Source organism: Sphingopyxis sp. Root1497, assembly GCF_001427085.1.
In the GTDB taxonomy this organism is placed as follows: Bacteria; Pseudomonadota; Alphaproteobacteria; order Sphingomonadales; family Sphingomonadaceae; genus Sphingopyxis.
The window spans coordinates 1591065-1603414 of record NZ_LMGF01000005.1; the positions used below are offsets into that span (position 1 = coordinate 1591065).

At 63.6% G+C, this 12350-nt stretch carries 13 protein-coding genes; 2 read left to right on the plus strand and 11 right to left on the minus strand.

Features of this window, described 5'->3' with window-relative positions; genetic code table 11:
* Positions 1 to 13: 13 nt before the first annotated feature.
* The 11 genes from ASD67_RS22000 to ASD67_RS22050 all read right to left on the minus strand — a co-directional run bounded on the left by ASD67_RS22000 (position 14) and on the right by ASD67_RS22050 (position 8385).
* Complete coding sequence (locus ASD67_RS22000; protein ID WP_235535786.1) at positions 14 to 628, minus strand: phage tail protein; 615 nt, start codon at positions 626 to 628, stop codon at positions 14 to 16.
* 42 nt (positions 629 to 670) lie between these two features.
* The gene (locus tag ASD67_RS22005) at positions 671 to 1270 is read right to left on the minus strand and encodes a phage tail protein (RefSeq protein WP_082545249.1); all 600 of its coding nucleotides are present in this window, start codon (positions 1268 to 1270) and stop codon (positions 671 to 673) included.
* A gap of 47 nt (positions 1271 to 1317) precedes the next feature.
* Positions 1318 to 1926, minus strand: coding sequence for a phage tail protein (locus ASD67_RS22010; RefSeq protein WP_056351707.1), 609 nt, complete (start codon positions 1924 to 1926; stop codon positions 1318 to 1320).
* A gap of 230 nt (positions 1927 to 2156) precedes the next feature.
* Positions 2157 to 2780 (minus strand): phage tail protein, encoded by a 624-nt coding sequence (locus ASD67_RS22015; protein ID WP_056351709.1) that lies wholly within the window; start codon positions 2778 to 2780, stop codon positions 2157 to 2159.
* A gap of 39 nt (positions 2781 to 2819) precedes the next feature.
* Positions 2820 to 3425, minus strand: coding sequence for a phage tail protein (locus tag ASD67_RS22020; protein WP_082545290.1), 606 nt, complete (start codon positions 3423 to 3425; stop codon positions 2820 to 2822).
* 61 nt (positions 3426 to 3486) lie between these two features.
* Positions 3487 to 4098, minus strand: a complete 612-nt coding sequence (locus ASD67_RS22025; RefSeq protein ID WP_056351715.1) for a phage tail protein — start codon at positions 4096 to 4098, stop codon at positions 3487 to 3489.
* 98 nt (positions 4099 to 4196) lie between these two features.
* Positions 4197 to 4820 (minus strand): phage tail protein, encoded by a 624-nt coding sequence (locus tag ASD67_RS22030; protein ID WP_056351718.1) that lies wholly within the window; start codon positions 4818 to 4820, stop codon positions 4197 to 4199.
* Positions 4821 to 4864: 44 nt separating this feature from the next.
* Complete coding sequence (locus tag ASD67_RS22035; RefSeq protein WP_082545250.1) at positions 4865 to 5485, minus strand: phage tail protein; 621 nt, start codon at positions 5483 to 5485, stop codon at positions 4865 to 4867.
* Positions 5486 to 5536: 51 nt separating this feature from the next.
* Positions 5537 to 6145, minus strand: coding sequence for a phage tail protein (locus ASD67_RS22040; RefSeq protein WP_162248631.1), 609 nt, complete (start codon positions 6143 to 6145; stop codon positions 5537 to 5539).
* A 107-nt stretch (positions 6146 to 6252) separates the two neighbouring features.
* Positions 6253 to 7134, minus strand: coding sequence for a glutathione-dependent disulfide-bond oxidoreductase (gene yghU / locus ASD67_RS22045; RefSeq protein ID WP_056351726.1), 882 nt, complete (start codon positions 7132 to 7134; stop codon positions 6253 to 6255).
* Positions 7135 to 7206: 72 nt separating this feature from the next.
* Positions 7207 to 8385 carry a CaiB/BaiF CoA transferase family protein gene (locus tag ASD67_RS22050; protein ID WP_056351729.1) on the minus strand — a complete coding sequence of 393 codons (1179 nt, stop codon included), beginning with the start codon at positions 8383 to 8385 and terminating at the stop codon, positions 7207 to 7209.
* Positions 8386 to 8527: 142 nt separating this feature from the next.
* Here ASD67_RS22050 and ASD67_RS22055 point away from each other — a divergent pair, with 142 nt between their 5' ends.
* Together ASD67_RS22055 and ASD67_RS22060 are read left to right on the plus strand one after the other, a co-directional pair.
* Positions 8528 to 11791 carry an amidohydrolase family protein gene (locus ASD67_RS22055; protein WP_056351732.1) on the plus strand — a complete coding sequence of 1088 codons (3264 nt, stop codon included), beginning with the start codon at positions 8528 to 8530 and terminating at the stop codon, positions 11789 to 11791.
* 229 nt (positions 11792 to 12020) lie between these two features.
* On the plus strand, positions 12021 to 12344 hold the full coding sequence (locus ASD67_RS22060; protein ID WP_262408008.1) for a TrbC/VirB2 family protein: 324 nt from the start codon (positions 12021 to 12023) through the stop codon (positions 12342 to 12344).
* Positions 12345 to 12350 lie beyond the last annotated feature (6 nt).

Here is a 12350-nt window from a genome sequence, read left to right on the forward strand (position 1 = left end):
CAAATGCGTAAAATCAGTTACGCGACGGGAAGATCCCCTCAATGGCGATACAGGTGGTGATCGCGACATAGGGTTGCAGGGTCGAGATCGGCTGGCTGGCCCCCGCGGGTTGCACCTGAACCATGCTGCGGTCCATGAAATTGCTCGCCGGCGGCGTGACGTCTTCAAAGCTCTCGTTGCTCGAAATCCCGAAAGCGTTGCCCGCCGGGGTGGTCGCATTGGCCTGCGCGTTCGCGGTCTGGATCGCGCCGCGATGATCGTGCTTGGGCAGATTGTTCGTCGTCAGCGTGACCGTTTCCGTTCCGGCGGTTTCGCCGAGCGAGAATGCCGTCAGACCCGCCCCCTGCCCGTTGTGGATCGCCGAGCGTCCGCGCAGGTCGGGCAATTGGAACGTCGTCTGGCCGTTACCGCCATAGGTGGTGCCGAGTAACGCGAACAATGCGGTATTCTGCGAGATCGACAGCGTCTGGCCGCTTGTACTGGCATAGCCCCGCGGACAGAAATTGGCGCCGATATAGATGATCTCGCCCAGAAGCGGCTGGGGCCCCTGCGCCATTGCCGGCGCCGACATCGCAAGCGTCGATACGCCCACCGCCAGCCCGACCGTGAATGTCCGAATATTTGCCATGCCCGCCTCCATGTTTCGATTGTCCGCCATTGCCGCCCGCGATCAGTTTCGTGACGGGAACACCCCGAATAGGGCGATGCAATAGCGCGTCACCGTGAAGGGCGAGAGATTGGGGATAGGCGAACTGCCGCCGGTTTTCTGGACCGTGATCGTCGCGCTGTTCATCGCCCCGCTGAAACTCGTGATATTGGTCGTATATTGATTGTCCGGGGTGATCGCGAACGCGTTGCGGAACGACCGCCGATTGTTGGCCTGGCCGTTGACCGTTTGGAACACCGCCTGATGCACATGTTGCGGCATCTGGTTGATGGTGAGCGTCTGCGTTTCGGTGCCGGCGACCTGCCCCAGATCATAGGGCGAAAGGCCGGGGCCTTGCCCCGGACCGACGACCAACCGGCCCCGGATATCGGGCAGGGCGAAGGTCGTCTGCCCGTTCCCGCCATAGGTCGTGCCGAGCAAGGCGAAGAGCGCCGTATTCTGCGCAATCGAAAGGAGCTGGCCGTCCGTCCCCGCAAAGTCTCGCGGACAGAAATTGGCACCCGTCTGGATGATCTGGCTGACGTAATAATTCTGGGCCGTCGCAGGAACGGCAATCCCCGTGGCCAGTGCGCTTGCCAGCGCCAATGATGTCTTGTGCCGCATCGTCTGTCCCCTCAAAAACGCTGCTTGGTATCGACCGCGTCAGCGGATCAGTTTCGCGGCGGAAAGATTCCGGTCGTCACCACGCAATATTGGATGGCGAGCACAGGCGAGCGGTGGCCAAACGGCTGCCCTTCGCCGGTCGGACGAATGATCACCGTGTCGCGGTTCATCAACGCCGAGGCGGGCGTGGTGCCGCTGACATATTTGTTCGCGGAGGTCGTGCCGAAAGCGTTGCGAAAGGCGCGCCGCGAGTCGCCCGCCGCCGTCGTCGCCTGAACCAGCGCGACATGCTCGTGCCGCGGCATTTGGGCTTCGGTCATGGTGCTGGTTTCGGTCCCGCCGACCTGGCCGAGCACATAGGGCGAAAGACCCGGCCCCTGCCCCTCATGCACCGTCGCGCGCCCGCGAAGATCGGGAAGCGCGAATGTGGTCTGCCCATTGCCGCCATAGGTCGTACCGTAGAGCGAGAAAAGCGCGGTATTCTGAGCGATCGACAGAATGGCGCCAGCCGCCGGAGCCGTGTTGCGCGGACAAAAATTATACGGCGTCTTCAATATCTCGCCGAGGTAATAGGACTGCGCCGACGCCGGCGCCGCGATACCGGCGCATCCCGCGCCGACCGCGATCGTCGCCAGCAATATTCGCGTGATAGCCATCACCGCCCCCCTGTCCGCTGATCCGACGACAAGGCTAATCGGAATTTAACCGGAGTCAAACGGGCAGAGTCATCCTTTTGATTATATATATTTTTATTGCCGACCATTGCCCCGCAAGGCACCCAAACGGACCGGGCCGCCGCTCGAAACGACGAAAGCCGCGCCGGGTGCGGCGCGGCTTTCAGACCATCGGCAATCGGCAAATCGATTGCGAAACCTGTTGCCCGGTGTCAGTTGCGCGCGGGGAAAATGCCCTGCGTCGCGATGCACCACTGCACCGTCAGATAGGGCGGGCGAACGGGGATCGGGATATTGTTGCCCGTCGGCTGGAACTGGACCGTTCCCGGACTCATCAAATTGCCGACCGGGTCGCTACCGCCCAGGAAGCTGCTGTTCGACGAAATACCAAAGGCATTGCCGCTCGCGGTGGTCGCATTCGCCTGCGGCACCGCGGTCTGAACCGCCGAGCGGTGGGTGTGGCTCGGGATTTCGGACGTCAGCAACGTCGTCGTTTCCGTCCCCGTCTGCTCGCCCACAACATAGGGCGACAGACCCGGTCCGCTGCCCTGGTTGATCGCCATGCGCCCGCGCATGTCGGGCAGCGCGAATGTGGTCTGCCCGTTGCCGCCATAGTTCGTGCCGAGCAACGAGAAGAGCGCCGTATTCTGTGCGATCGAGATGATCTGGCCCGACGCAGATGCCCAGCCACGCGGGCAGAAATTGAAGCCGACCTGCATCATCTGGCCAAGGTACATCTCGGTCGCCTGCGCCGATGCCGGCGACGTATAGGCCAGCGAGCTGGCGGTCGTCGCCAACAGCAACGCGACTTTATGAAAATTCCCAGTGCGTGTCATATACGCCTCCCCAAATTTCAATAGGTTCGTCGAGCGCGATCAGTTGCGCGACGGGAATATGCCCTGCAGCGCGATGCAGAAACGGTTGACGAGGAACGGCGACACCGTCGGCGCCGTCGTCGTCGCGGTGTCGCCCGCGCCCTGTACCGTGATCGTATCGACATGCATCGTGACGTTCAGGTTGGTCCCGGTCGCATATTGATTGTCGGCCGTCACGGCGAAGGCATTGCGGAAGGAGCGTCGCTCGGTCGCATTGCCCGGATTGGTTTCGATCGTCGCGACGTGGATATGCGCCGGCAGGTTCGACTGGTTCAGTGTTGCCTGCTGCGCTCCGCCGACCTGGCCCAGGGTATAGGGGCTGAGGCCCGGCCCCTGACCCTGGCTGATCGCCATGCGCCCGCGCAGGTCGGGCAGCGCGAAGGTCTGGACACCATTGCCGCCATAGGTGGTCCCCAGCAACGAAAAAAGCGCTGTATTCTGTGCGATCGAAAGAATCTGGCCGTCGGTGGTGGCCCAACCGCGCGGGCAGTAGCTGTTACCGACCTCGATAATCTGCCCGAGATAATAGTCCTGCGCCGCCGCCGGCACCGCCGCGATCGCTGCCGCGCTTGCCGCGCCCAGTGCGAGAATTTTTGTATGCCGCATCGTCATACTCCCCTGAAATCCCTCTACCCTCGATACGCGCCCGCGCGCGCCGACCCGTGCCTCAGTTCTGCGGCGGGAAAACCCCGAATGCCTTCACGCAATAGCGGATCGCCAACAGCGGCGGCACGATCGAATAGGGCTGATTGCCGCCGGCATTCGCGACGACGATCGACCCGCGCTCCATCAGGTTCGAGTTGGGTGCGGTGCCGTTGATATATTTCATCGCCGGCGTCGTCGCAAAGTTATTGCCGACCGGCGTCGTGGAATTGGCAGCATCGCTCGTCGCCTTCATCAGCGCGATATGCTCGTGCTTCGGCATCCCGGCCAGCGTCATCGTGTTGGTTTCGGTGCCGCCGGTCTGGCCCTGAGTGCGCGTGGACAATCCACCGCCGGTCCCGACATGCATCGAATAACGCCCGCGCATGTCGGGCATGCCGAAAGTCGTGACGCCGTCGCCGCCATAGGTCGTCCCGAACAGCGCATAGAGCGTCGTATTGTCCGCGATCGCGATCAATTGCCCGTTCGCTTCATAGGTATCGCGCGGGCAGAAAGTAAAGGGGACCTTCAACAGCTCCCCCATATAGGTAGTCTGCGCCGCCGCCGGCGCTGCCAGTCCGATCACGCCGACCGCCGCTGCGGCCGCATACCAACGCGATTTATGCACGAAAGCCATTGCCCCGTCCCCCTGCCCTGATCAATGGCGCGAAGGCTAGATGTTTTTACTTCAAAGTCAAACAGCCTTTGCCTATCCCAAAAGAATTTGGGAGGACTTTAGTTGCGCGCCGGGAAAATGCCCTCGACCGCAATGCACCATTTCAGCGCAATATAGGGCGGCCGGTTCGTAATCGGCTGCGACCCGCCGGTCGGCAGGACCTGTACCATCGTACGATCCATGGTGTTGCCCGTCGGATCGACCCCGGTCAGGAAGCTGTTGTTCGACGAAATGCCGAACGCGTTGCCCGAAGCGGTCGTGCTGTTGGCCTGCGCATTCGCGGTCTGGATCGCGGCGCGGTGGTCGTGCTTGGGCAGGTTGGCCACAGTCAGCGTCGTGGTTTCGGCTCCCGCCTGCTGCCCGGGGTCATAGGTCGACAGCCCGGGCCCCTGCCCCGGATGATTGGCGGAGCGGCCGTTCATATTCGGCAGGGCAAAGGTCGTCTGGCCATTGCCGCCATAGGTGGTGCCCAACAGCGAAAAAAGCGCCGTATTCTGCGAAATCGGCAATGTTTGACCGCTGGCCTGGAGAAAGCCGCGCGGACAGAAGTTGAAACCGACCTGAAACATTTCGCCGAGGTAAGGATCTGCAGCGTCGGCCTGCGCCGGTGCCGAATAGGCCAAAGTGCTGCCGCCCGCCACGAGCGCCAGGGTGAAATTCCGGATTGCCGTCTTGCCTGCCATGTCCCGCCTCCAATTTCGATGTTTCGATCGCCCGAAAGCGCAGCTCAGTTGCGCGAGGGGAATATGCCCTGCAGCACGACGCAATACTGGGTCACCAGAAAGGGCGACATATTCGGAATCGGCACCCCGTCGGTGCCGGTCTTCTGGACCGTCAGCGTTTCGGAATGCATGGTGCCGTCAAACGACACCGGGCCGCTCACCGGCGGCGTTTTATACTGGTTGTCGGGGGTCGTCGCAAAGGCATTGCGGAACGACCGCCGCTCGTTCGTCGCATCGGTCAACGACAGGAAAGCCCCGGCATGGGAATGCGACGGCAGCGTATTGCTCGTCAGCGTGACAGTCTCCTGCCCGGAAATCTGACCTTGTTGATAGAATGCGCCACCGCCGAGTTGCCCGTCGCCGATCACCATCCGGCCGCGGATGTCCGGAAGCGCAAAAGTGTTGACGCCATTGCCGCCATAGGTCGTGCCGAGCAGCGAAAACAAGGCCGTATTCTGCTGGATCGAGAGAAGCTGTCCGCTCGCGCTTGCAAAACCGCGCGGGCAGTAAGTCGCTCCGACCTCCAAAATCTGCCCGAGAAAGAAAGTTTGCGCCGCCGCGGGCGTTGCCGATGCAATCGCCGCCACAGATGCCGTGGCCAGCGCCAGAGATTTTCCGTGCCGCATGATATTTCCCCTAAAGCCCTTTACCCGAAGCGCCGCCGTGCCCGGCATCGCCTAATTCGACGACGGATAGATGCCCGCCACGACCACGCAATAACGGATCGTCAGCGTCGGCGGCCGGTGGTCCCACGGCTGGTCGCCGCCGGTCGGCCGGATGATCACCGTCTCGCGATTCATCAGGTTCGACACCGGGACGGTTCCGCTTACATATTTGTTCGCGGGCGTGGTCGCGAAAACGTTGCGGAACGAACGCTGCGAATCGCCTGCCGCCGATGTGGTGCGGAGCAGCGCGACATGCTCATGCCGCGGCATGTTGGCGATCGTCATCAAATTGGTCTCGGTGCCGCTTTTTTGCCCGAGGACACGGTTGGTCAGGCCCGGCCCCTGCCCCACGCTGATCGAAGAGCGCCCGCGAAAATCGGGCAATGCAAAGGTGGTGACCCCGTCGCCGCCATAAGTGGTGCCGTATAGATTATAGAGCGTATTTTCCTGCGCGATGCTCAGCAACTGCCCCTCGGCATTCAACGTGCCGATCGGACAGAAACTGCCGGCAGTCTTGACGATCTGACCAACATAATTGTTCTGCGCCGCTGCGGGTGCCGCAAGGCTCGCCGCGCCGATCGCCAGTGCGGATACCGAAATATATGTGAATCTGCGTGGCACAGCCATCACCCCCCTTGATGCCGCAAGTCGGGGAACGGTAACGGCTGCTTGCCAAAAGTCAAAGCCGACAATTCATATATTTCAGCCGCTTGAACCGGCCTCGATGATCAGCTGCCGTCGGCGACCGCCAATTTATCCTGCGTCCGCGTGTCGAAATCCGACGCGTCGTGCCGCTCGTGCAACTGGCTCGCGGGGTCGCCGGTCACCCGGTTGACCATGCGTCCGCGCTTGACCGCGGGCCGTGTCGCAATGGCGTCGGTCCAGCGCTGGACATTCTTATATTCGTGCACCTGCAGGAACTCGCCCGCATCATAGACCAACCCCTTGGCGAGCGCGCCATACCAGGGCCAGGTCGCCATGTCGGCGATGCTGTAGTCGCTGCCGCCCAGATACTCGCTTTCGGCAAGGCGGCGGTCGAGCACGTCGAGCTGGCGTTTCACCTCCATCGCATAGCGGTTGATCGGATACTCCATCTTATAGGGCGCATAGGCGTAGAAATGGCCGAAGCCGCCGCCAAGGAAGGGCGTGCTGCCCATCTGCCACATCAGCCATGACAGCACCTCGGCGCGCGCCGCGGTTTCGGTCGGCAGGAAGGCCCCGAACTTCTCGGCAAGGTGGATCAGGATCGCGCCCGATTCAAAGATGCGGATCGGCGCCGCACCGCTGCGGTCGACCATGACCGGGATCTTGCTGTTGGGGTTGGCGGCGACATAACCGCTCGAAAACTGGTCACCCTCGCCGATGTTGATCAGCCAGGCGTCATATTCGGCGCCGCTATGGCCCGCTGCGAGCAGCTCTTCGAGCATGACCGTCACCTTCACGCCATTGGGCGTGCCGAGCGAATAGAGCTGGAGCGGATGCTTGCCGACCGGCAGGTCCTTGTCGTGGGTTGGCCCGGCGATCGGCCGGTTGATGTTCGCGAAACGCCCTCCGCTTTCCTTGTCCCAGGTCCAGACCTTCGGCGGAACATAGTCGTTGGCGTCGCTCATCGGGCACTCCTGCGCTAAATCTGTACTGACCGGTATCTAATCATCCGCAGCCGCGACGTCCAGTGAGGCCGTTCAAATTATACTTTGCGCCCGCAAAGCCGAAATCGCGTCGGTATCATAACCGATTTCCGCGAGGATCGCGTCGCTATGCTCGCCGACCTGCGGCGCGGCGGCGGGATCGGCCTTGGCACTCGCCGACAGGGTGATCGGGGTGCGCACGACGGGCGCCGTACCAAATGCGCCCGGATAGGCCATCGCTTCGACCAGCCCCGTCGCCGCGACCTGCGGGTGCGCCAGCGCCTCCGACGGCTTCAGCACCGCCCCCGCCGGCACCCTCGCCGTGCCCAGTTCGGCCAGCGCCGCTTCGTTCGTCCGCGCCGCACACCATTCGGCCATCACTGCGCTCAGTTCCTCACCATGGCCACCACGCGCAATGTCGTTAGAGAAGCGCGGGTCGTCGGCCAGCTCCGGCCGCCCGACCAGCCGCGCCCAGCGCGCAAAGATCGGGTTGCCGACGACCTGCGTCATGATCCATCCGTCCTGCGTCGCAAAGATGTCGGTCGGCGCCGAACTGAAGGCGCGGTTGCCCATCATGCCGCGGTCGATGCCGTTCAGCGCATGGTCGATCGTCAGCCCGTTGGTGATCGCGAGCGCTGTGCCGAGCAGCGATCCCGACACGCGCTGGCCCTCGCCCGTCGTCTCGCGCTCGCGCAGCGCGAGCATCACGCCGAAGGCGCAATGCAGCGCGGTGGTGAAGTCGACATAATTGACCTGCGCCCGCGCGGGTTCGCCATGCTTGCCGCCGATATGCACCGCGCCCGACATCGCCTGTCCCACCGCGTCGAACCCGACATGCTGCGCCAACGGCCCTTCTGTTCCGAAAGCCGAAGCGGTGACCAGGATGATGCGTGGGTTGAGCGCCGACAGCGTCGGATAATCGAGCCCCAGCTTAACCAGCGCGTCGTCGGGCATGTTGGCGATCACGACATCGGCGGTGGCGACCAGCTTGCGCACGATCGCGCGCCCCTCATCGCTGCCTGGCTTGAGCGTGAGGCAGCGCTTGCCGCGGTTCATCTGAAGGAACATCGCCCCCGACCCATCCTCGGCAATCGGCACCGAAAAGCGGTCCTCATTCCCGCCGGGCGCCTCGATGCGGATCACGTCGGCGCCGTAGTCGGCGAGCAGCGCGCCGCAATAGGGACCGGCGATATAGCGTCCGAAATCCAGCACCCGGATACCCGTCAATGGCACGCCTTGCTCTCCCGCTTATGTTTCTGGCGAACGGGCTAGCAGCCGTCCGTCGACCGGACCAGCGCCTTCATCGAAACCCCGCGCTTGCACTCGGGCGGCAAAGCCATATGGTCGCAGCATTATTTCAACAGGGGAAACTAAAATGGCGCGCTATGCACTCGCCCTGGCCATGTCGCTGGCCTGCTCGACCTCGGTCTTCGCTCAAACCGCTGCGGCGCCCGCCCCATCCGAAAACGGAGACAAGAAGGCCGAAAAATGGGACGTCAACGCGCCCCCCGGCATGACGACGCGCAAGGTGAGCATCGCGGTCGACGAGGGCAGCTGGATGAATGTCGATGTCGCACCCGACGGGCGGACGATCGCCTTCGACCTGCTCGGCGATATCTACACGATGCCGATCGAGGGTGGCACGCCAACGCGCATCGCCGAGGGCCTGGCCTATGAGCACCAGCCGCGCTTCTCGCCCGACGGCAGCCGCATCGCCTTTGTCTCGGATCGCGGCGGCGGCGACAATATCTGGCTGATGAACCGCGACGGCAGCGGCAAGGTCCAGCTGTCGAAGGAGGATTTCCGCCTGCTCAACCAGCCGAGCTGGTCGCCCGACGGCCAGTTCATCGTCGCGAAGAAGCATTTCACCACCGGTCGCTCGCTCGGCACCGGCGAAGTCTGGATGTACCATGTCTCGGGCGGCGCGGGCGTGCCGCTGGTCAAGAAGGCGAGCGAGCGGCTGCAAAAGGAACTCGGCGAGCCGATCTTCGCCGCCGACGGCAAGAGCGTCTTCTACACGCGCAACGTCACCCCCGGCCCGATCTTCGAATATGCGCAGGACAGCAACAGCGACCTGTTCCACATCGAACGCTATGCGCTCGCCGATGGCGAAATCAGCACCGCGGCCTCGGGTGCCGGCGGCGCGGTGCGTCCCACCCCTTCGCCCGACGGCAAGAAGCTTGCCTTCGTCCGCCGCGAAGGCACCCAGTCGAAACTTTATGTGAAGGACCTCGCTTCGGGGCAGGAGCGCAAGATCTACGACGCGCTCGACCAGGATGTGCAGGAAACATGGGCGGTCACCGGCGTCTATCCGAACATGGCCTGGACCCGCGACAACAAGGACATCGTCTTCTGGGCTGGCGGCAAGCTCCGCCGCGTCGGCGCGGATGGCGGTGAGGCGCGGATCATCCCGTTCCGCATCGCCGACGACCGCGTCGTGATCGACTCGACCCACCCGACCGTCGAAGTCGCCCCCGACAGCTTCGAAACGAAGATGCCGCGCTGGGCCGAAGTCTCGCCCGATGGCCGCACCGTCGTGTTCGAAACGCTTGGCAAGCTGTGGACCAAGCCCGCGACCGGCGGCACCGCGCGCCGGCTGACCTCGACCAAGGACAATGCGATGGAGCTGTGGCCGAGCTGGTCGCGCGATAACAAATCGATCGTTTTTGTGCGCTGGACCGACAGCGGCCTCGGCGAAATCCAGGCGATTCCGGCGGCCGGCGGCACCGCGCGCAAGGTCACGGTCAATCCCGGCCATTACGCCGAACCGCGCTTCTCGCCCGACGGTAAGACGATCGTCTTCGAAAAGCGTGGTAGCGGCGGGCTGACCTCGACGCGCTGGAGCGAGGATCCGGGCATCTATCGCATCGCCACAACCGGCGGAGCGCCCGAGCGTATCAGTTCTGATGGCGCCAAGCCGCAATTCGGTGCTGACAACGACCGCATCTTCATGATCACCGCCGGCGACGGCAAGAGCCAGCTCGTCAGCACCGACCTCCACGGGCAGGATAAGCGCACCCATGCGAACGGCGAACTGGTCAGCGACTATGAAATCTCGCCCGACGGCCGCACGCTCGCGTTCCGGCAGAATTACGATGCTTATGTCACCCCGCTGATGCCCGGCGGGCAGGACGTGTCGCTCGGCACCAAGAGCGGCGCGCTGCCGGTCACCCGCGTCAGCGGCAGCGGTGCCGATTTCATGCACTGGTCGAACGACGGCGCGAAGCTTCACTGGAGCCGCGGTGCGACCCTGTTCAGCGCCGACCTCGCCAGCCTTTTCGCCAACGCCCCGGCGGACGAAAAGGCGCCCAAGTTCGCGACGCCCACCGACGGCGTTTCGCTGGCGATGACGCAGGCCGCCGCGAAGCACAAAGGCACGGTCGTCATCACCGGCGCCCGCATCGTCACCATGGCCGGCAACGACGGCGGCATCATCGACAATGGCGCGATCGTCATCGAAGGCGACCGCATCACCGCGGTCGGTCCGCTCGCGTCGATCAGCGTCCCCGCGGGCGCGGTCACCGTCGATGCCGCCGGCAAGACGATCGTCCCGGGCTTCGTCGATGCCCATGCGCATGGCTCGCACGGAGACGACGAGCTGGTGCCGCAGCAGAACTGGTCCGAAATCGTCAATCTCGCGATGGGCACGACGACCAGCCACAACCCGTCGTCGCGCGCATCGGAGATTTTCCCCTCGGCCGAAATGCAGCGCGCCGGGGTGATCCTCGCGCCGCGCATCTTCTCGACCGGCGAGATCATCTACGGCGCCAAGGCGGCTGGGGTCTATGCCGAGATCAACAGCTATGAAGACGCCCTCGCGCATGTCCGCCGCCTGAAGGCGCAGGGCGCGCATAGCGTGAAGAACTACAACCAGCCGCGCCGCGAACAGCGCCAGATGGTCGTGAAAGCGGCCCAGGCCGAAGGCATGGAGGTCGTTCCCGAGGGTGGCTCGCTCTACACGATGGACCTGACGCTGATCCAGGACGGCAATTCGACCGTAGAGCATAATATCCCGCTACACACCTTCTATCAGGATCTGGTTCAGCTCTGGGGCCAGACCACTGTCGATTACACCCCGACATTGGTCGTGACCTATGGCGGCCCGGCGGGCGATCCCTATTGGCGTGCTCACACCAATGTCTGGGAGCATCCGATCCTGTCGCGCCACGCGCCGCCGACCGAACTCGCCGCCCAGAACAAGCGCCGCACGATCGCGCCCGAGGGCGATTATGTCGACGACGATTCGGCGCGCGAGGCGTGGAAGATCGCGCAGGCGGGGCGCAACGTCTCGATCGGCGCACACGGCCAGCAATCGGGACTCGGCGCACATTGGGAGATATGGTCGTTCGTGCGCGGCGGCTGGAGCAACATCGACGCGCTGCGCGCCGCCACGATCATGCCCGCGCAATCGCTCGGCTATGCGAAGGACATCGGTTCGCTCGAACCCGGCAAGCTCGCCGATCTCTTGATCCTCGACGCCGATCCGACGCAGGACATCCGCAACACCGACAAGATCCATCGCGTGATGCTCGGCGGGCGGCTGTACGATCCGCTGACGATGAACGAGGTCGACACCGGGAGCCGCAAGCGGGCACCCTATGGCTGGGAAAGCGATTTGCCGTCGGCACCATCGAATTAATCTGGTCGTCATTGCGAGCGAAGCGAAGCAATCCAGAGCGGTTTACGCAGGCTCTGGATTGCCGCGTCNGCCTTCGGCTCCTCGCAATGACGGAGACTGGATTCATGCTCCCGCTATGAAACGACGAACTGTTGGGGTGAACGGCGCATCGCCCTTGCACCATGAAGCCCTTTGCCTATAGAGTTTTAAGCTTGGGGAGTGCTGAGGCCTGCGGGCCGGGGGGATGATTTTGCGTAAACTAAGTGCCAGACTATCGGCGATTGCTGCCACCGCGACCGGCCTTTTCCATGCATCCGCCGCCTATGCGCAAAGCAGCCTTCCCGACCCCGAGGGGTCTGGCGCCATCGTCAACGCGGTGCGGTGGCTGCAAGGCACGCTGCTCGGCACCGTCGCCACCGTCGTCGCGATCATCGCGGTCGCCTCGGTCGGCTTCCTGATGCTCACCGGACGGATCAACTGGCGTTACGGCGCCACCGTGATCCTCGGTTGCTTCATCCTGTTCGGCGCTGCCAGCATCGTCGCCGGCATCCAGTCGACCTCCGGCGGACTCTAGGGGCTC